This window comes from Sphaerospermopsis kisseleviana CS-549, from assembly GCF_028329225.1.
Taxonomy (GTDB): domain Bacteria; phylum Cyanobacteriota; class Cyanobacteriia; order Cyanobacteriales; family Nostocaceae; genus Sphaerospermopsis; species Sphaerospermopsis kisseleviana.
On the sequence record NZ_JAQMTI010000147.1, the window covers coordinates 14,879 to 33,965 of the forward strand.

Consider the following 19,087-nt stretch of genomic DNA (forward strand, 5'->3'; position numbering starts at 1 on the left):
TTATTTTTGTTTAAAAGACTTTAAATATTCAAGAATCTGAAATGCATGAGATTTCCAGGTGTAACTGGTGCTAAATCTCTTTGCAGCACGGGCAATGTTCTTTGTCTTTTCCAGGTCTAATATCAAATTATTAATCACCTCTACAAATTCATCAACATCTCCCACCGGGCATAAATAACCATTGTTACCAGAATCAATATAATCATGCATTCCTCCCTCATCTGATGCAACAACACATAAACCACAAGCCATAGCCTCTAAGGGTGTTTTGCCAAATCCTTCATAAAAACTGGGAAAAATAAATATTCCGTGCTGGCTATATGTTTCTTTAAGTTGAGACTGGGACATCCAGTCTAAAAGCTGAACACGCTCAAGTATATGGGGCAAAATTAAGGTTCTTATCCTCCCATGATCTTTAGCAGAAGCTACCCAGGTAAACCTGATATTTGGATTTTCAATTAAGACACGGTTGATAATCTCAGCTAAAACAAAATAACCCTTAAAGAAGGCAAATTGACCCACATAGAGTAAATTCCACCATTTTCCTGGAGATGTATCGGTGTCTATCAATTCTGGCTGGTTTAACAATTCATCGGACAGTCCTTGAGGTGCTAAACAAACTTTACTTTGATCAACTTTGAAAAAATCAGTCAAAAATTTCTCATCCAAACTTGAGCTAACTATAATTCCATCGCAATATTTGATCACCTCTTGCCACTGACGATCTAGCAAACTTCGCAGAGTATATGTGATCAAGGGAGGATAACGAGATTCAGGAATATGATATTTCTGATGCCATTTTGGTAATACCTGATTAACTCTTAACTCAACACCATGACTCCGATTTAAAATCACTCCCGGAAAATTACTCTGTTTTAGTGCTTTACAAGCAAGGTAAGCTTGAGGCTGATCCAAAATAATTAAGTCGTATTGTTTAGCTTGAGTTGCCTTCATAACGGCCCGGCGGTAGGCTCTAGGTTGCTCTAACAAGGAATGGAGATTACCGTGAGCAATGCGCCTGGGTCCTAAATCATCAGCCCAAATTTCATCTACCTCATGACCAATTTCTCTCAATGCTTGGTTGGTGTAATAAACTGTTCCTGCGGCTCCAGAGTTAGGATCGCAAGGAGTATCGGCAACTGTCAGAATGCGTAAAGGAGAGTTAATCATCAATAGGGTATTGTGTGGACTTTAGCAAAGGGAAATTGCAGAATACTTTGCCCCAAACGAAACCATCCTTTCCAGTGCCAGGGACACAGACCTACTGTTTGCCATAGGTAGTTAACTGCTCGGCGATCGCCGTTGGTTAGTAATTGAGAACCCAAAAAATAGGCAGCTTGAGCAACAGCCAAGGGGTCAGGAGGATGTTTTTGCCATTTGTTGGCCAGGAGTTGGCTGCGTAGTTGTTTTGCTTCTTCTAGATAAACAGATTCTGATTGGCTGTTTAAACGGGCGGTTTTACACAGTTGACCCAGTTCTCCAAATCGGAGTTGTATGGCACGATTAACACCGGAGGTAGAGTTAATCTCCCTGCGGTGAAGATATAGTATCTGGGACAAGCTGGCAAACTGGGCTTTTTCTGCTATCCTTAACCATAGATCTGAATCTTGAGCAAAATAGAAATCAGGGCGGTAACCACCGACGGCATTGTACACTGATTTGCGAAACAAAACACTACCATGGGCACCCGGACCCTGGCGGCGATGAAGTAATTCCTGGGTGGCTATTTCAGGGCTTTCAGATCGTTGAATAATGGTCAGTGGCTCTCCTTCGGGTCCGATATATTGGGTAGAGCAGGAAACCATACCAATCTGTGGACTACTTTGGATTTTAGCCAATTGCAGCTCTAGACGTTGCGGGTGGGAGTAATCATCAGCATCCTGACGGGCAATGAATTCACCTTGGGCTTGGTTACACCCCCGGATTAAGGCTTGGGTTAGCCCAGTATTTTCTTGGTGAATCACTTTTATTCGTGAGTCCTGACTGGCTAGGCGATCTAAAATTGTTCCTGTTTCATCTGTTGAACCGTCGTTGATGATAATGAATTCAAAATCTGTGAAGGTTTGGTTCAAAATACTGTCTACTGAGGTTTTAACCCTCTGAGCATCGTTATAGACGCTCATAACAACGGAAATGATAGGCATACAGAAAGATTTTGATTTGGCTGAGTTTCTTAGCGGGGGGAAAACCGTAACCATAGGACTGTGAGAATGACTCCTAAACCAGCCGATAGTTTTTTATATTTTCCGACATCTAACGGCTTTTTTTCAAGGCTTCTGTCCAGGTTACTGCTCTTGGCCAACCCAAGACTTTTGTTAACGCTTTGAAGGTTCTTATTTCCCAAGGTGCATGGTGGGTAGCAACCATCTCAGTGGCAAAGCTGAGGGCTTCCTTAGCTTCTGCTATCAGTTGTCGTTCGCCGCATAGTCGAGCAATCCAGAACATTTTACGAGAAAATTGTTCTAGATAACTCCAATCAGTTAAGCCCTGGGATTTCATCCGCAGCCAAATCGATTTATGGGATCGGAAGAAATCACGGGTGAAGACTGGGGTAAATCCTGTTTTCATCCCACTGGAGCGATCGCCTTGATGGTCTCGAACAATAACGGCAACTTCCGGCACATGGACGGTTTTGACTCCTAACATCCCGGCTCTGAGATCGTGTTCCCAGTCTTCCATACAGCGGAAGTTACCCCACGGACCGATAGCATCGCAGACGCTACGTCGCCACAGAGGTGCATTGGTATCCCAGCCTCGTTGGGGCAAAAAGTCGGGAAAAATATTGTCAATTTTTTCGTGTGTTCTCGCCCAGGGTTTAATTTCACCTGTCACCATGTTTTTGCGTAGGGTAATACCGTAGGCTACCCCAGCATCAGGATTTTCTTGGAGGGCTTTGACCTGTAGCTGTAATTTTGTCGGTTCTAACAGGTCGTCTGAGTCTAGATATTGAATAAATTCTCCTTGAGCATGGGCTAAACCGGTATTTCTGGCGATGGACTGGCCGGAGTTTGGTTGGTAGATATATTGAATTACACTTGTGTCAGTAGTTGACAAAGAAATTACTAGATCCTTGGTTTTGTCCGTAGAACCATCATCAACAACCACTAACTCTATTGACTTGTAGGTTTGCTTCAAGACTGACTCAATGCACTCTCCAATCATCCTTTCCCGATTGAAAACAGGAATAATTATACTGACAAGTAAAGGTTTCATGACTTAATCTTAGGGTTTAGGAGGGTTTTGACTTTATGTTGACCTTTTTTATATCTAAACAAAGAAACCATCAGCCCTAAACCAGTGTGGTAAACAAACAGACCAGAAAGGTTGATAAAGGACAAGTCCACTGTTTAACATACCAGCAACATAACTCATGGAACTTTTTGCCATCACTAGGCAGTCAGCGTAAGCTAAATGATCCATAACGGAAAACACATTCATGTCAACAAAAAGTCTTACGTCCTCATCCTCAAGAATCTTTAAGTCATCATCATCGGAGTAGGAAAATATGTAAAATCTAGGACGGGCTTTTCTAAAGTAAAAACGTAGATGATTAATTAATGCCTGGATACACTGGCTTGAGGTATAACGCTCCTCGCCTCATATATATTGCAATATTGAAGTCAAATGGAGAGTAAACAAGTTGTGGATTTCTCCTCAAGAAAAAATGATTCCTTATATTGTCCAAAACATCTACAAATTCTTGAGGGTTTCCATCACTATAGCCATGGCAGTATAAAACACGTATATTTAGATCGTTTTTACTGGTAATAGCTTCATAAATTTTATCAACAATTGAATGATAATTGTCTACAAATAAATAGTCTTGATTATTTAATCTAGGACTGTATAGATTAGTAAGGTCTAGATAATTTTCCCACTTTGCTTCCCAAAGAGGATCATTGTTATAGTTATGCTCAACTTTAATCAGTGGCGTATGATGATATCTTATACCCATACTATTAGCAAAAACTATCGTTGAGATACAAGCATGAAGTTGTGCGCCGCCTCCGTCTCTTTTTCCCGCACAAGTTATACTTATTTTTGCTTTTTCATCTAGGGCGCTTTTTTTAATGTATTCAAGTTTTTGACTGGTTTTTTTTGCTTCTTAAACCATTAATATGCCGGAGATATTGTTGAAATAATCCGGATTTTTCTAGATTATAAAAACGGTTTTTTGTTAGCCTGTTCAATAACACAAATTCCATCCATATAGATAAGAAATAAGAAGATAGGACTTACGCACTGTACAAATTCACCATGATGTGCATGAACTAAAATCCGCCATTTCAGGCTTTTGACGATTAACTTCTGATCAATAGCGAACTGCTTGCAGCAGCGCCTCGCTATCGCTCAAAAATCATTAAAAAATCACGTTAAAATGCCTGAAACCCATACCTCATATTTGGTTGATCCTGTCAATGCGTAAGTCCTAGAAGAAATAAAATGCCATCAGTCAATGATGATAATATATATGTATTGTGATTATAACTATTACCAACAACGCCTAATTGCTTCAAATTCATCAATAACCGCAAAAATTTGTTTAGCATAGTCTTCAACTGTCCATTTTTGAGATCTTGCCAAGCCCTTTGCTATCAAGTTTTGACGTAAACTGTTATCTTCCCATAACAGTTTAATAGCACTAGCAATATCTTCAGGTTTTTTGGGGTCAACCAAAAAAGCAGCATCCCCCAATTGCTCTTGTGCACCTGGCACATCAGATGCAATTACGGGACAGCCCAAGGACATAGCCTCTAACGGGGGTAAATTGTCTGGTCCAAAAAAGGTCACAAATGTAAGCGCAAAGGCATTGCGATATAAAGGTGCCATGTCTTCTTGAGGGACAAAACCCAAAAAATGTACTTGACTTGACAAGTTTAATTCCTTTGCCATTGCTTCAACATAGGATTTGTGACCTGTGCCAGAACCAACAAGTACGAGTGGCAACGCCAGTGCGTATTTTTGCTGTAGAGTTTTAACCGCCAATAAAAGTCCAATGTGATTTTTATGCGAGCAGAACTGTGCAGGATAAAATAAATAGTTAGGGGGGATTGAATATTTATTCAACAAGTCCTCACTAGTTACGCCAACTGGTGATAGTTGGGGAGTGAAAAAAGGTATAACCTTGATTCTCTCAGAAGGCACCTGATAAAATTTCTCAATTTCAGCTTTACCCACCTCCGTGCCAGTGAGAATAAATGTGGCGCGCTTTAATACCTTAGAAAAGTAGTTTTCTCTTCGATCCCATGCTCCCATTGTACTTACCTCCGGGAAATATGGCTGCAAACGGTGCTGTAGATCCCAGATAGGGATGATATAAGGAACATCAAGTACGGGAAAAGTTTCTGGTGTAAGACTTAAATTCACTTGTACTTGATTAGCAATTAACAGGTCTAGTATGTATTTTTCATATAATTCCATTCCGGTTGGAAGGATAAATTTGCTACTTGGACTCCTGAGTTTACGGAAGATTTCTTGTACCAGTGCTAGTATTTTAGACTTAATTCTAGCTTTCAAAGACCAGTCAAGAGAAACCAATTCAAGGGATGATCCCAGATGTTTGGTGTAGTGATGACTACGTGTAAATAAAATGATCGTATGTCCTGACTCGGGAGCTAATTGCAAAAACGCTTGTAATAATTGAGATCCAAAAGTGTAAGCTCCTCCAGACTGGGGAGAAATTTGGGCGTTGACTAACAAACCGATTCTCATTTAATTCCTCACCACAAAATAAACTCCCCAACTATCGAAGCCTGGCAGTTTGTCAGTTAACCATTCTCCATGGCTAATTAACTCCATTTGTAGTTGATTTAAGATTAATTCTATTTCTGGCTTAAACAAATACCGCATTCTGTGGGTTTCTCGCAACTCATTCACTTCGTCAGTAGTTTTATCTCTAATAAAAACATGGTAATTTACATCTACCCAATTTTCATTGGGATACATTATTGGTTCCGCTATCCGGGTAACCAAAATCTGATCATCTTCTAGGCGTTTAACCCTAACAGTGGGCTTTTCTGTCAATACTGCTGGACCATACCACACATCAAAAATACAAACTCCTCCCAATTTAAGATGTTTTTTGATAGTGTTAAAAGTAGCTTGCAAATCTTGATTAGTGGTTTGATAACTAACAACATGAAACAAAGAAATAATGACATCAAATTGTTGATCTATGTCAACGGTTCTGACATCTCCTAGAGAGAATTTTAACCGGGAAGCTACTTGAGGATCAATATTGGTGAGGCGATCATTTGCCGATTTTAACATTTCTAAGCTGCGATCAACTCCATGAACTTGATAGCCATACTTAGCCAATAATTGAGCATGATGACCAGTACCACAACCCAATTCGAGGATTGTTTGTGCTAAAGGTACATGAGTTTGTATTAAATCGTGAATAAACTTAGCTTCTGCAAGATAATCCTTATCTTGATAAAGCAAGTCATAATAGCGAGAATAGTTGCCGAAAATAGTCATCAAATTAGTTACTTATTTTAATTACTTATTAACTCAGAATACTCCTGAGAGTATTTGTCACTGTCACAACTTGATCTTCCGTTAATGCCAATCCACTGGGCAAGTAAAAACCACGACGGGCTAACTTTTCTGCTACCGGACAGCATAGACCCTCAAATAGTCCCATTTTTTGCCAAACGGGCTGCTCGTGCATACACCAGAAAAATGGACGAGTACCAATTTTATAATCACTGAGTTTCTTCATCACTGCTTCGCCATCAAGGGGAATCTGTTCATCTAAAACAATTCCATACACCCAATAAATATTTTCTGCGTAGTCAGTTTTCTCTAGGGGTAACTGAATGCCAGGTATATCTTTTAATAAATCTGTATAAAGTTTTCCCATACTTCTCTTGCGAGCAACAAACTCATCTAGGCGCTCTAACTGGGCTACTCCTACAGCTGCTTGTAAGTTACTCATACGCATATTCCACCCTAATTCTTCGTGGACAAATCGCTTATGGGGTTGAAAACAAAGATTGCGTAAAGATTGACAACGTTCCGCTAACTGGGGATCGTCTGTAACAATTATCCCTCCTTCACCGGTGGTAATGTGCTTGTTAGGGTAAAAACTAAAGGTACTGATATGGCCAAAGCTACCACAGGGACGGTTTTTATAGGTTTGACCGTGCATCTCAGCGGCATCTTCAATTATATACAATCCATACTGATGAGCTAAATTAATTATTGGATCCATATCTACGGGCAATCCATAGATGTGAACCACCATAATGGCTTTGGTGCGGGGAGTGATTTTTGCCTCTATCTGGGTGACATCCATATTCCAAGTGAGGGGATCACTATCCACGACTATTGGTATAGCTCCAGCTCTCACAATGGCAGCAGCGCAAGAAATAATGGTAAAGGTAGGTAAAATTACTTCATCACCCGTTGTAATTCCTAATGCAGCCACAGCAGCATCTAGGGCGGCGGAACCATTGCTGACTGCAATACCATGTTGCCTTCCCACACGGTCTATAAAGTTTTGTTCTAACTGCTTGACAAAATGACCTTCAGAAGATATCCAGCCAGTATCAATACACTCAATCAGATATTTTTTTTCGTTGCCATCTAATAATGGCTGATTTACTGGAATAGGTTTCATTTAGGAATTTAAACTTTCTATAATTTTCGCTTGTTCTTTAGTGATGCCAACAAATCTAGTTTTGTCTTGTTCTCCCACGTAAGGTCCTTGTTTAACCTCTATCATTTCAATTTCTTCTAATACCTCAAAGCCGTGACCTCCAGTGATTAAGAGAATGACATCTCCTGTTTCTAATACACGACTTTCTAAATACTCTTGTTGGTCATTGTAAAAGTCCACACGCAGTTTACCGCGTTTGATAAACAGTACCTCTTGGGTGTAAATGACTTCACGGGGAACGGGGTTATGCACATGGGGTTGAATAATTTTACCCATGGGGTGGTGCATATAAGCTAGTTGTTGGGATAATTCATCAGGGGTGAAAAAGTGAATTCCCGGTTGGTTGAATCGGTGGGAAATGATTAGGGCTAAGAGTTCATTTTGATGGATGATTTGCTCTATCATTTTAGTGCCCAGTGTTGATTGTCGTGTTTTAGCCTCATGTATAAACCAGAGTAAGAAAAAACGCAATGTTCAAGATGAAAAGGAATAATACAACGATCAACCAGATCTTGCCAACTGTCAACCAGCTCGTAACCAAGTTCAGATAAGGAGTCTATAAACTCCTTCCGATTAAAGACATATTGAGGGTAGAACACTTTACCACCATTCTGCAAGGTGACAAACGATTTTCCATCATACAGTGGCAACCTATTAATCAATAGATGAACAGGGGGTTTACTCAATAGAGATAGAGATAGAGATAGAGATTGAACATACTGAATAGACCCGGAGGCGATGAATATCTGTTTTGCGTTTGCTTCAGCAAATTCAGTTGTAAACTGCAAATCTACATTTCTTTCATCAGCTAATTCTTGCCCAGCTTTCACAATCTGAGGAACATCGCAAACCAACCATTTTAGTCCGTGTGAATAATCTAGGAAATGAGAATAGGCATAGTAATGGTTGCCTACATTACCACCAAAATCAAAAATTGTGGGGGGGGGAAGAGTTTTGATCAAGAATTTTTATTAACCAGACCAAAAGTGGATAGTCAAAAGAAGCAATTTTGATTTTAGCAGGTAAATTTTTATACTCTAATGCTAAATCAAGGTCATCATATCCAATTGGTTTAGTTTTTGGTGCCGATAATATGGCTTCATCAAATGAGTTGTATACACCGCGAAAGCATCCATGGCAATTACCAGAAAACTGAATTTCGTACTGTCGTTCTTGCCAAGAACGATAGATTTTATAAACTAATGGAATTTTTTTTAAAATTTTCCTCATCTTTTTACCTAATTTAAATTAATTTGGATATTTTCCCATAATTTGCGGCTTTTTAGGGTAATTTTGTCCCGTAAATACGATTCTCGATTTAGATAGCGCTGACTTGAATTTAGAAGATTTAATGGAATTTGAGAAGATAACCGTGAGAGTAAACCCTGATGATTATGCCAATTCTCTCGAATAGCCTTAAGTTTGTTTTCAATCAGAAATGGATACATTTCATCGTAAAGATTGGGAGATAAGATATCTAAAATTGATATTAGTTCCTCTTTGGTGTTGAAAGTCAGTATCCCTTTTGGATTAAACAATTCAGAAATCTCAGGACAACCATAATAAATGGGAACAGTCTCTAAAAGCAGGCAATCAACAAGTTTTTCAGAAAAGTAATAATTACTAGCCACATTTTCCATGGCAATGGAAAAATAATAAGGGGCGATCGCCTCTCGTTTCCCTGGTACAGGATTAATTGATTTACCAAAGCACTCAACATTATTTGCAGTTAAACACAGATCGGCGATTTCTTTACGAAATTTATAAGCCCCATCATCGGGATGAGCTAAACTCCCCATAAATGATATTAATTTTGATTTTGGTGGATGATCGGCTAAAATCTGTTCTGAGTCTATCTCATTTGTAATGCCTAGCCAATTGGTTCCAAATATTAGAGGTTTAAAAGGCTTTCCCAAATCCAGTAAGTGTTGTTGGTGTGTGAAGACAATGGGAAACCTGCGGACAATTTGGGCAATATGCTGGTAAGAATAATCAATTGGACTTTCTGTTAACATAGCAATGCGCCGATCTCTTGGATAGCGAAATACTGTATCGGATAAGACTGCTTTGCTTGCAAAAAGTCCCAGGACAAACTCCTGACCAATTTTTAAACTCGGTTCAAAAATGAAGTTAAAAGTTTGGTCTTGAAACCTGACGGTAATCGAGTCTTGACTTACCTGCTCGCCATATACATCAATGTTATAGCATTTCATTTTTTTGCTTGAGTGTATTAATCCGAACCTGAGATGAACAGGTCATTTTTTGAACAAGAATTTGATTATTGCGATCGCCGTTGGCTTTTTTGGGAGCGGAGGGGTGCCAAAGGTGAATGAAAGGCAACCACCCCCCTTCAGCTATTTTACAAGTGCGTAAACGATCTAAAAATTCAGTGTCTTCTCCCCCCCATCCCCAAAAGTCTTGATCATGTCCACCAATGTCCCAGTAAGTAGATTTGTGTAATGCTAGAGGGGTAGGAGTATTTTCAACAATTTTCTCTACATTTATGCCAGATACCAATTCCTGGGCATTAACTATATGTTCAGTTGACTGACTATCAACATAAAAAATTAATCTTGCTAACCTGGCACTAGAAATTTTACCTAAAACTTGATTACATTCAATGACAAAATTAATTGGAACAACAAAGTCAGCATCTAAAATAATTAGTTTTTCAGATTTAGCTTCTCTAGCCGCTTTATTCAGTGCGGAACTCTTATTAAACCCCTTTTCAGGTTGCGGGTTGACTTGATGAAAATAACGAACATCAGTGGGCAACTTATTTCTCAACAGAGGTTCGGGAGATTGTTCAACAACAATGATTTCGTAATCAACATCAACTTGGGCACGGGCTGAGGCTAAAGCCAATTCAAATTGCGGAAAACGCTCTATACCGCCAACAACAAATAAAATTGAACAATCTGGCTTGTTTGATAAATTACTTTTAGATTCAAAGTTGAGTTTTACAGGATATAGTTGTAAAACGTGCTGTAGAATACCTAACCCCAACCCGGGAAAAACCCGTGAAACTGTTAGCTGGGAAGAAAATTGCCACTGACAAATTCGCCCCCCGGTAATTAGATCAGGTTGCAAAACTTCAGAACGATTACACAGATCCAACCAGCTTAAACCCAGCAATTGGGCTAATTTAGGGGATCTTAATACTAACTCCGTTTGCCAGCGCTCGTTCAGCCAACATCCTAACTGCTCTTTTAATGTTACCATCGGTTATCTGTCTCCTAGTTTTTTGGCAGGGACTCCACCCCAGATTTCGTAGTCAGGAATATCATGATTAACAACTGCATTAGCACCGACCACAGATCCATTGCCAATAGTAACCCCTGGCAACACGGTTACACCAGATCCTAACCACACATCATTCCCTAGTATTACACCAGTGCGGTTTTGATCTGATGGTTGGACTTTAATCGGTAAACTCCTGTGTTTTTGATGATTACTGGCAACTAATGTACAGAATTGGCTGATCAGACAGTCTTCCCCAATCTGGATGTCACCACCCCCAGCTCGTAAATTATTGTACTGCCCAATCCAAGTGCGATCGCCAATGATAATATTGCCGTAGCCATTTAGGGTATCCCCAAATGCCAGTATATTTCCTTGACTGATGGTGACTTGTCCTGTAAGTTTTAGTCGTTGAGGTTCGTGATTGATCAAAATCACATCATTACTAATTTTCGCTGTGGGAAAAGCTTGACGTATTCGGTCAACCTTAGCCAAGTGAAAACGACGTTCTCCTAAATCGCGGATTAACAGCCGATCGCGCAGTTGCCAGATTCCTTGAAACCAAGTTTTTAGCATTGGTTACTTAATAAGTTTCTCCATGTTTGAGAGGTTTTATCATAATCCTGATATTTCCCAACAGATCTAATAACCTACTTAAACAGGGATGTATAATCAACTTTATTGAAAGTATCTAAACACCCGTTATCGGTTGCATCCAATATGCTTACACCTCGCTTTAAGGCAATTTGATTAAGTTTAGCATAAGATCCATAAGTCTTAAAGATATCCTGAGCAACACTGATATACTTCTGATCACTTGAAATCATCTCTGGAGTTGACTCTGGATAAAAATGAGTTACCTCATACTCTTGTCTAAAGAATTTATAAACATAGTCGTGATCACAACCAATCAGAATAATGGGATTACAACCCATATACATAGCTATCATAATACTCAGCATAGGAGTGTGTCTAATTCCTGGTACGGGCCTGGTGAAGTCAATTTGAATCTGTTCCGAAATATGGTCCCGGTAAAGAGAAGAGTAAGTAGCAAATCCTAGTATCTTGTCTCTTATTACAGATGGAATCTGGATTCCATCATTAGCTAAGAATTCCAGTAAAGAATAATCAAAAACATAAAATAGGGGGTTTATTTTGTCGAAAATATCCAATAAGAAAGATAATGATGATGGATGCCAAGGATCTCCTGCGCAATAAATTGTTGGTTGCCATTCTTTAAGAATTTCGTGGTTAAAAAAAGCATTACAAACAATGTTGATCTCATTTTTAAGTAAAGATAAGTCCTGTCGATTAATTGAAGGACCATTACCAATTACAAAACATCTTTTACCTTGATAAATATTCCTTAGCTTGATATTTCTATCAAGAATCCTTGCATATTCTATAGGATAATTTCTAACATTTCTATAATCTATTAGAATACTTTCAATCCGGCTTGCAATGTATTTTATGGCAGACAATGTTTTTGGAGCTAAAATCCAATCAGCCAACAGCGATTTGAGGTTTTGCATTTTTCCAACTCTGAAATAAAAAAGTATTGGTCAATGAATAGACTTTGTTGCATGAATCAAATAGGGTCAGCAGTTCCCCCATTAAGGTCAACTTTGTTATAAGTTGAAATCTTTTAATTTAGATAATTCAAAAAAAACTTCTTGATGTTCTTCATAAGCTTGCCAACTGTGGGGCCATTCTCCTCCTGCTCCCGTATTTGGGCAAGTTTTCCCCATAAATTGACGAATATATTCACCTGTTGAGTTACCAAGCCATCGATCTAACCTAGATTGACCCCCTGTGGCATTTTTGCTGTTAAAAACACTAACAGCTTTCAAAGGCATTGAAATGACAGACTGAAATACCTCGTTCCATTGTTTGATCGAGGCTTCCTCTGAATATCTTAGCCTTGCTAGATCCCAAGCATTCTGACGGATATTTTGCCAACACTCTGGATCTGAATATAGTGTAATCAATTGCTGGGTTGCTGTTTCCGTATCTCCGACATTAAAAAGCAGACAATTTTCTCTATTTTTGAGGGCATTTTCTAGACCGCTTCCTATATAACGAGAACTAACCACAGGTACCCCCATTGCCATTGCTTCCCAAATAACGATTGGGCCTGTTTCCCAACAGGATGGCATTAACAAGGCATCGGCCTGAAAATAGGCTTTTTCCCACAGTTCATGGGAAGGGACATGGCCTAAAAATGAAACCTCTCCTGAGTTAATGAATTGTGATAAACGATCACGTAGTCTGATTTCTTCAGGTCCAGTACCCACAATTTTCAAGTGGAAGGGAATCTGTTGACTGCTTAAGTTCTCCAGAATAGCGGGTAAGTCATGTACTCTTTTTTGTTGCTGCTCTAGTCTTCCGACAAAAATAATTTTAACTGTTTTTTCGGATTTGCGAGGGGTTAAAGGCCGAGTTGGCGCTCCACAGGGAGCGTAAAATACTGATGATTTATCTAGGCTAGAATAATCTTCTGCTAACTTACAAGCTAATTTATTTGTACAAACTACGGCATCCAGGGAATTTTTAAATAGTTTCATGTCGGCAAATAGGTCTTCCTGAATACCATGACAGGTCATCACAATTTTAGCTTGAGTTTTCCCCCGACTTCTGAGTTCTGCTGTAGCGGCGATCGCATCAGGAATATTAACCGTCACCACAATATCCGGTGAATATTCTTGAATTGCCCTTTGCACCGCCCAGCGTCGTCCTTGGGGAGTTCCAGTTTTGCAGGTAATGGCGATCGCGCTTTCACAGGGATGAACTGCTAAATAGTCAGCGACTCGATGATACCGAGTCCCTTCTACTAGCCCCAAGGTAGTGCGCCACCCCAGTTGTTTTAGACCAGGTAACAGGTAGTCTAACCAGGTTGCCAGTCCACTAAGGGTGTAAGCGGAGGGTGCAATAAAAAGAATGTGATGATTCATGTAATAATACTAGCATAAATACATAAATACTTAAGTATCAAGGTCTTTCAAAACTTGGGAAATTTCCTCCAGCAAAGACTCAGAATGATGACGATAAAATAACGGCCACTCTTCTCCACCAGGGGGAATGGGTGACCCCAACAAAAACCTACGGAGGCGACGTAACCCGTCAATGACACTGGCTGGAATCCCCAACTGTTCTAATCTTCCAGTTGTGGTGGGAATCTTGGGTAAAGGAGACGAACTTAAAAGCGGAGGGCGAGCCATGACTTGTTCTAAAGTTATTTTCCAACTAGTGAGGGAATTTTCCCAAGTATAGGGCTGTCCATGCACTTGCCCATTGCTAGACAGGCGGTGTCGTAAATCACCATCCTCGGCTAAACGCTGAATTTGTTGAGCCGCGCCAGCCATATCTCCCACAGGGAAGGACAAACCGGTTTCGTTTTCTTTGACTAAACCTTCGGCGTAAAAGCCGACATAACGGGACGTAACAGGGATTACACCGTGCATCAATGCTTCCACAATCACAATGCCAAAGGCTTCCGATGAAGATAGTAAAATCAGTACGTCAAGGTTAGGAAATATTTCTTGATAAACAACCTCGCGAGACAAAGCTCCGTGGAGTTTAACTTGGGGAGCTTTACCCAGAGCTTTATTGAGTTGAGCAAAACAAGATCCGTCCCCGACAATATCTAATTGATAATTTAGGTTCAGCTTTTCGAGTTCTTGATACAGGGTAATTAAATCCGGCGATCGCTTGTCAAGGGTGGTTAAGCGGCCAATATATCCTATGCGAATAGGCTTTGCTTTTCCTGATGAGATTGGACGTTGTGAACTGCATTTTGGCTGATTAGCACCGTTGGGGATATGAGTCACTCTGTCTGATGGAAACCCTCCCCAGTTAATTAAAACTCGTTTGGTTAGCTCTCCAGGGCAAATTACTTGGTCAATCCCATCCCGGTAACTTCTGAGATCGGCAAGCATTGGCTCTAAGTTTCCCTGAGCATGAATTACTAAACGAGTATCTAGCCCTTTTTGCTTGCTGCGAATCCCAGCCTCATAAGCATCGGCAATTCCCAATGGAATCACTATGTCAGGTTTAACTCCTTCAATACAGCGCATTAATGCCCGCACTCTACCTTCTCGATTACAGCCCCGTCCATCGACTTCAATGGTTTTTAGCTGGGGATGAACAGCACGATAGCGCTCTGGTTGGTTAAACTGCTGTCCTCGCAATAACCCGACTAATACTTCAAATTGATGCGTTGTTAAATATTCATAAATTTCATCAAGCCATGTCTCCACGCCGCCTGCGATCGAACTAGTTGGCATCAAAAACAAGAACCGTTTGGGATAACTCATGTCTAACTAGTGAGGCCTTCCAATTCAATAAACCGTTTAACTTGATTGACAAAATTTTGGTGACTTAATTCTTTTTCCCCAACCCAAGCAACCGTTTTAGCGGAGGCTTCATAAAGACTGGTATTTTCCGCTAGGGCGGTAATTTGTTCAGCAATGATTTTTGGATCTAACGAAGTACAAAGCGCACCCAATGGATACTGGGCGTAAAAGTCCACCAATGAAGCATATTCAGGCACGTGGGCAAAAATTGGACGACCGAGGTTAACATAGGTACTGAGTTTAGTGGGGAAGGAGAGTTGAGCTAAGGGTTTGAGGTAGGAAGCAAAGGGATAAGGAACATAGAGCAAATCGCACTCAGTTAGTCGTTCTCTAACTTCATCAGTGGTTCGCCAACCTAAGTATTCAACATGGGCAGGACTTGTACAGGGTAGGGTGATTTTACCCGACATGACAATCAATTTAATTGGCTTCTTGTCTCCAACTTGCCAATTGATATAAGCCAGAGCTGCAAACAATGCCTGCCAAGCATCGGGGGCATACATCCCCCCGGAAAAGCCGATGCGGAATTCATCGGTTGATGAATATTCAGTCCGAGCTATTACCTGATTAGGTAGTCCATGACGGATAATTTCACAACGGGCTGTGTAGCCTTGTCTATAGCTTTGAGCCATAGTCTCACAAATCACACCAGTCTTAACTGATTTTTTCAGGAGTAGACCAAATCTCTTTCGGGTGCGAAATCGCATCGTAGCGTCAAGTCCACGCTCTTGGGTGAGGTAATCAATGTCATCCCAGACCTGGGTGTATAAAGGTAAATCACACTTTCCCATCAAACCAAACAGGGCATCAACCACCACGGTTGTATTCAAAATGCCCCAGATACGAGTGATACCTAATTCCCTCACTTGCTGCTCGATCTGGCTAACTAGGACTTTGATCTGTCTATCGTAAAATAGTAATCGTTCACCTGCACAGACTAATCCCCCCAAACGTCCACCCCAACGCCGAACGGCATGTTCTGGGGGAGATTTTAGCGGAAAAATTGTATTCAACTGCTCACTATTACCCCTGGTTTCCTCGGTAAAGGTCTCCCCAGTTAAAAGAGGAGCAACAATAAACTCTTCTCTTTTGAGGCAGGTCAACATATCCCGCAACAAGATTTCTCCCACGTTAGCCCCTCCAGGGACTACGGAACCAACAACAATTAATGTTTTTGTCATCGCTGCAATAGGTACATGGTAGCCATTTCCTGGAAAATGCTATCTAAACTGCGGGTGATTTGCCAGTCGGGAAAATGAGATTTAATTTTGCTTAGGTCACTGATATAGCAGATGTGATCGCCTTCGCGATTTTTATCGACGTAAACGGTTTTCAACGGTTTATTTAAAAGCTGTTCCGCCAAGGCGATCGCCTCCAGGACGGAAATACTGTTTTTTCTACCACCACCCAGATTATAGACTTCACCGCAACGGGGATGTAAATAAAATTGATGCAGCAAAGCACAGACATCAGATGCGTGGATATTATCCCGCACCTGTTTACCTTTATAACCGTAGATTTTATATTCTCTTCCTTCCGCACAGGCTCGCACCACGTAAGCTAAAAAACCATGGAGTTCAGCAGCGCTGTGGGCTGATCCCGTCAGGCACCCGCCGCGAAAACAGGCGGTTTTCATCCCAAAGTAGCGGCCATATTCCTGTACCATCACATCCGCTGCTACTTTACTCGCACCAAATAAACTATGTTTACTCTGGTCAATGCGACAGGTTTCGGTAATACCGCCATAGTCCTGGGGATTGGCATAGTCCCAACGGCTCTCTAGTTCCACCAATGGCAACTCATTGGGGGCATCACCATAGACTTTGTTAGTGCTAAGGAAACAAAACACTGCTTCAGGGCAAGCCCTTCTGGTGGATTCCAGCAGGTTTAGTGTGCCAACGGCATTAACATCAAAATCATCAAAGGGACGACTGGCGGCTAAATCGTGGGAGGGCTGGGCGGCGGCGTGAATAATCAGGTCAAATTTTTGTTCTGAAAAGAGGTTCAGAATAGAGGGGCGATCGCGGATATCAAGGGAGAAATGCTGATACTCCGGACAGTCAACTTGTAACCGCTGCAAATTCCAGGTAGTGTCACCGTCTTTGCCAAAGAAGTCGGCTCGCATATTATTATCAATACCTGTAACCTGCCAGCCCAGTTGGGTGAAATAACGCACCGATTCAGAGCCGATTAAGCCAGCGGAACCGGTGACTAACAGTTGCTTATCAAAAGGCATATTGACAATGAAAAAGGTTTCTAATACAAAAGGAAATCTATATGTAAAAAAAATACGACTAAATTAAGTAGAGTAACTAGATACCGAGATTTTCAAAAATCGCATCTGCGAAAAGTATTTTATCGCCGGATCGAGAGCGAAATTGCTCCAGGTTGCCCCGATAAACAAAACCCAAATTGCATAGGTATTTGTAGATATCATCAAACAGAGGTTGTTTTTCATAAAACTCATAAAAAGAAACCTCAATAATTACTAGCTTGGCACTTTTAAAAGTCTTCTCTCCTCCTTTAATAACAGAAAGTTCATAGCCTTGTACATCCAGCTTAATTAAAATATTATCCCCAATAGTTTGATTGTTCTCTTTTACCCATTGGTCTAAACAAGTTTGTTGAACCATAACACTGGTATTAACTGATGATTCTGGCCATTCTTCTTTATGCAGTTTAGACATATTCAACATTGAAGAACTGGGGGAAAAGGAACTTGAGAACATTTGCTTTGTGCCAACTTCGTTTCCTAATGCTAAATTAAAAGTTTTAATGTTAGTATCTTCTGCACATAATGAATAAAGCTCCTTATAAACATCAGGTAGGGGTTCAAACGAATAGATAGTTGCACCCGGAAACACATGACGAATTGTTCTAGCAAACTGTCCCTCGTTGGCACCAACATCGATAATACTTTTTATATCAAAATTGGCAAGAAATTGATAATTTTCTAATTCTTTCATTTTCTTTTCTCGTTTTTGTGCTTCACGAAGATTCTTTAGAAGCCTAATTTCTAAACCAAGAGAATTGAATATTTTATGCATCACAGCTTTAATCATAGGGCTAGAAGATTGAGTTTCAAAAGATGGGTTTTAAACATATAACTAGGAAGTGATCGCCAAGTTTCATAGTCCAAGGCACACTGGTTAAATGCTTGAGATGTGAGTATTGGGGGATTGACAATATGGCTCTTTGAGGAAGTCGCCAAAAACCACCCCGTTGCCAACACTCATAATAAACAGCCTTGACGCGCTCATCCCAAACCTCCCGACTGCTTCCCAATTGATGAGGAATCTGATACACACTTTTAACTTTAAGGGGCAATTTTTTCTCAACATAATCAAAAAATTGCCTTGTAGCAAAAGACAAATGTAATGGCGTTTGTAAGTACCAATGATTGCCCTTAAACCAACGCCAAGTCCAAGCATTCATATCGCCGGTGCTAATCAGCATTACCCCCCCCGGTTTAAGTAAATATTCTGCCTGTTTTATTCCCTCTAGTGGATTGATGAGATGCTCAAACACATCAAACATTGTCACCACATCAAAACAATGATGCCACTTTGAATCTATATCTTGTAATCGATCTGCAATAACATTAACTCCCTTAGCGCCAGCTGATTTAGCCGGTTGAATTCCCCCCTCAACGCCAAACTTGTGCCAATGAGTGGGTAAATTATCCAGAAACTCTTCCCGTGGTTTTTGCATAAGTAAGTAGTGATTTTGTGAAGAGTATCTTTTCTCAGGTTTGCTATTCTCGCATGATGTCTAGCTAGTTTAATTTTGGCTTTATGCTTATTGCTTGAACATGAAGCCTTTTTAGAGTAGA

The 19,087-nt window shown here is 40.4% G+C and carries 20 protein-coding genes; all 20 read right to left on the bottom strand.

Annotated features, from left to right (window positions below):
• Positions 1 to 1,170, bottom strand: coding sequence for a glycosyltransferase family 4 protein (locus PN497_RS12425; RefSeq protein WP_096571400.1), 1,170 nt, complete (start codon positions 1,168 to 1,170; stop codon positions 1 to 3).
• A complete protein-coding gene (locus PN497_RS12430; RefSeq protein WP_272110286.1) occupies positions 1,170 to 2,123 on the bottom strand; it encodes a glycosyltransferase family 2 protein in 954 nt (317 codons plus the stop codon). The genes PN497_RS12425 and PN497_RS12430 overlap by 1 nt, the downstream gene beginning before the upstream one ends.
• Before the next feature lie 130 nt (positions 2,124 to 2,253).
• Positions 2,254 to 3,213: a glycosyltransferase family 2 protein gene (locus PN497_RS12435; protein ID WP_096571396.1), complete on the bottom strand. Its 960-nt coding sequence runs from the start codon at positions 3,211 to 3,213 to the stop codon at positions 2,254 to 2,256.
• A 337-nt stretch (positions 3,214 to 3,550) separates the two neighbouring features.
• Complete coding sequence (locus PN497_RS12440; protein ID WP_096571394.1) at positions 3,551 to 3,955, bottom strand: hypothetical protein; 405 nt, start codon at positions 3,953 to 3,955, stop codon at positions 3,551 to 3,553.
• A 536-nt stretch (positions 3,956 to 4,491) separates the two neighbouring features.
• Complete coding sequence (locus tag PN497_RS12445; protein WP_096571392.1) at positions 4,492 to 5,712, bottom strand: glycosyltransferase family 4 protein; 1,221 nt, start codon at positions 5,710 to 5,712, stop codon at positions 4,492 to 4,494.
• On the bottom strand, positions 5,713 to 6,480 hold the full coding sequence (locus tag PN497_RS12450; RefSeq protein ID WP_096571390.1) for a class I SAM-dependent DNA methyltransferase: 768 nt from the start codon (positions 6,478 to 6,480) through the stop codon (positions 5,713 to 5,715).
• Between the two features lie 28 nt (positions 6,481 to 6,508).
• The gene (locus PN497_RS12455; protein WP_096571388.1) at positions 6,509 to 7,624 is read right to left on the bottom strand and encodes a DegT/DnrJ/EryC1/StrS family aminotransferase; all 1,116 of its coding nucleotides are present in this window, start codon (positions 7,622 to 7,624) and stop codon (positions 6,509 to 6,511) included.
• A complete protein-coding gene (locus tag PN497_RS12460) occupies positions 7,625 to 8,068 on the bottom strand; it encodes a cupin domain-containing protein (RefSeq protein WP_096571386.1) in 444 nt (147 codons plus the stop codon).
• Complete coding sequence (locus tag PN497_RS12465; RefSeq protein WP_272110290.1) at positions 8,065 to 8,625, bottom strand: methyltransferase, TIGR04325 family; 561 nt, start codon at positions 8,623 to 8,625, stop codon at positions 8,065 to 8,067. Before PN497_RS12465 ends, PN497_RS12460 begins: the two co-directional genes overlap by 4 nt.
• Positions 8,591 to 8,893 carry a class I SAM-dependent methyltransferase gene (locus PN497_RS12470; RefSeq protein ID WP_096571384.1) on the bottom strand — a complete coding sequence of 101 codons (303 nt, stop codon included), beginning with the start codon at positions 8,891 to 8,893 and terminating at the stop codon, positions 8,591 to 8,593. Before PN497_RS12470 ends, PN497_RS12465 begins: the two co-directional genes overlap by 35 nt.
• Before the next feature lie 8 nt (positions 8,894 to 8,901).
• Entirely contained in the window at positions 8,902 to 9,876 is a 975-nt protein-coding gene (locus tag PN497_RS12475) for a glycosyltransferase family 10 domain-containing protein (RefSeq protein ID WP_096571382.1), read from the bottom strand.
• The gene (locus tag PN497_RS12480; protein WP_096571380.1) at positions 9,863 to 10,885 is read right to left on the bottom strand and encodes a galactosyltransferase-related protein; all 1,023 of its coding nucleotides are present in this window, start codon (positions 10,883 to 10,885) and stop codon (positions 9,863 to 9,865) included. The genes PN497_RS12475 and PN497_RS12480 overlap by 14 nt, the downstream gene beginning before the upstream one ends.
• Before the next feature lie 3 nt (positions 10,886 to 10,888).
• Positions 10,889 to 11,479 (bottom strand): acyltransferase, encoded by a 591-nt coding sequence (locus PN497_RS12485; RefSeq protein WP_096571378.1) that lies wholly within the window; start codon positions 11,477 to 11,479, stop codon positions 10,889 to 10,891.
• Positions 11,480 to 11,553: 74 nt separating this feature from the next.
• On the bottom strand, positions 11,554 to 12,435 hold the full coding sequence (locus PN497_RS12490) for a 6-hydroxymethylpterin diphosphokinase MptE-like protein (RefSeq protein ID WP_096571376.1): 882 nt from the start codon (positions 12,433 to 12,435) through the stop codon (positions 11,554 to 11,556).
• 96 nt (positions 12,436 to 12,531) lie between these two features.
• The gene (locus PN497_RS12495; protein WP_096571374.1) at positions 12,532 to 13,854 is read right to left on the bottom strand and encodes a glycosyltransferase family 4 protein; all 1,323 of its coding nucleotides are present in this window, start codon (positions 13,852 to 13,854) and stop codon (positions 12,532 to 12,534) included.
• Between the two features lie 30 nt (positions 13,855 to 13,884).
• On the bottom strand, positions 13,885 to 15,186 hold the full coding sequence (locus tag PN497_RS12500) for a glycosyltransferase family 4 protein (RefSeq protein ID WP_272110295.1): 1,302 nt from the start codon (positions 15,184 to 15,186) through the stop codon (positions 13,885 to 13,887).
• Positions 15,187 to 15,218: 32 nt separating this feature from the next.
• Positions 15,219 to 16,436: a glycosyltransferase family protein gene (locus PN497_RS12505; RefSeq protein ID WP_096571370.1), complete on the bottom strand. Its 1,218-nt coding sequence runs from the start codon at positions 16,434 to 16,436 to the stop codon at positions 15,219 to 15,221.
• The gene (locus PN497_RS12510) at positions 16,433 to 17,491 is read right to left on the bottom strand and encodes an NAD-dependent epimerase/dehydratase family protein (RefSeq protein ID WP_096571368.1); all 1,059 of its coding nucleotides are present in this window, start codon (positions 17,489 to 17,491) and stop codon (positions 16,433 to 16,435) included. Before PN497_RS12510 ends, PN497_RS12505 begins: the two co-directional genes overlap by 4 nt.
• A gap of 76 nt (positions 17,492 to 17,567) precedes the next feature.
• Positions 17,568 to 18,317 carry an FkbM family methyltransferase gene (locus tag PN497_RS12515; RefSeq protein WP_096571366.1) on the bottom strand — a complete coding sequence of 250 codons (750 nt, stop codon included), beginning with the start codon at positions 18,315 to 18,317 and terminating at the stop codon, positions 17,568 to 17,570.
• A gap of 19 nt (positions 18,318 to 18,336) precedes the next feature.
• On the bottom strand, positions 18,337 to 18,966 hold the full coding sequence (locus PN497_RS12520; RefSeq protein WP_096571364.1) for a class I SAM-dependent methyltransferase: 630 nt from the start codon (positions 18,964 to 18,966) through the stop codon (positions 18,337 to 18,339).
• Positions 18,967 to 19,087: the final 121 nt, after the last annotated feature.

What these genes read in the sequence shown, in the direction of transcription:
- PN497_RS12425 (WP_096571400.1), bottom strand. Translation starts at nt 1,170, where the DNA reads ATGATTAACTCTCCTTTACGCATTCTGACAGTTGCCGATACTCCTTGC.
- PN497_RS12430 (WP_272110286.1), bottom strand. Translation starts at nt 2,123, where the DNA reads ATGAGCGTCTATAACGATGCTCAGAGGGTTAAAACCTCAGTAGACAGT.
- PN497_RS12435 (WP_096571396.1), bottom strand. Translation starts at nt 3,213, where the DNA reads ATGAAACCTTTACTTGTCAGTATAATTATTCCTGTTTTCAATCGGGAA.
- PN497_RS12440 (WP_096571394.1), bottom strand. Translation starts at nt 3,955, where the DNA reads ATGGGTATAAGATATCATCATACGCCACTGATTAAAGTTGAGCATAAC.
- PN497_RS12445 (WP_096571392.1), bottom strand. Translation starts at nt 5,712, where the DNA reads ATGAGAATCGGTTTGTTAGTCAACGCCCAAATTTCTCCCCAGTCTGGA.
- PN497_RS12450 (WP_096571390.1), bottom strand. Translation starts at nt 6,480, where the DNA reads ATGACTATTTTCGGCAACTATTCTCGCTATTATGACTTGCTTTATCAA.
- PN497_RS12455 (WP_096571388.1), bottom strand. Translation starts at nt 7,624, where the DNA reads ATGAAACCTATTCCAGTAAATCAGCCATTATTAGATGGCAACGAAAAA.
- PN497_RS12460 (WP_096571386.1), bottom strand. Translation starts at nt 8,068, where the DNA reads ATGATAGAGCAAATCATCCATCAAAATGAACTCTTAGCCCTAATCATT.
- PN497_RS12470 (WP_096571384.1), bottom strand. Translation starts at nt 8,893, where the DNA reads ATGAGGAAAATTTTAAAAAAAATTCCATTAGTTTATAAAATCTATCGT.
- PN497_RS12475 (WP_096571382.1), bottom strand. Translation starts at nt 9,876, where the DNA reads ATGAAATGCTATAACATTGATGTATATGGCGAGCAGGTAAGTCAAGAC.
- PN497_RS12480 (WP_096571380.1), bottom strand. Translation starts at nt 10,885, where the DNA reads ATGGTAACATTAAAAGAGCAGTTAGGATGTTGGCTGAACGAGCGCTGG.
- PN497_RS12485 (WP_096571378.1), bottom strand. Translation starts at nt 11,479, where the DNA reads ATGCTAAAAACTTGGTTTCAAGGAATCTGGCAACTGCGCGATCGGCTG.
- PN497_RS12490 (WP_096571376.1), bottom strand. Translation starts at nt 12,435, where the DNA reads ATGCAAAACCTCAAATCGCTGTTGGCTGATTGGATTTTAGCTCCAAAA.
- PN497_RS12495 (WP_096571374.1), bottom strand. Translation starts at nt 13,854, where the DNA reads ATGAATCATCACATTCTTTTTATTGCACCCTCCGCTTACACCCTTAGT.
- PN497_RS12500 (WP_272110295.1), bottom strand. Translation starts at nt 15,186, where the DNA reads ATGCCAACTAGTTCGATCGCAGGCGGCGTGGAGACATGGCTTGATGAA.
- PN497_RS12505 (WP_096571370.1), bottom strand. Translation starts at nt 16,436, where the DNA reads ATGACAAAAACATTAATTGTTGTTGGTTCCGTAGTCCCTGGAGGGGCT.
- PN497_RS12510 (WP_096571368.1), bottom strand. Translation starts at nt 17,491, where the DNA reads ATGCCTTTTGATAAGCAACTGTTAGTCACCGGTTCCGCTGGCTTAATC.
- PN497_RS12515 (WP_096571366.1), bottom strand. Translation starts at nt 18,317, where the DNA reads ATGATTAAAGCTGTGATGCATAAAATATTCAATTCTCTTGGTTTAGAA.
- PN497_RS12520 (WP_096571364.1), bottom strand. Translation starts at nt 18,966, where the DNA reads ATGCAAAAACCACGGGAAGAGTTTCTGGATAATTTACCCACTCATTGG.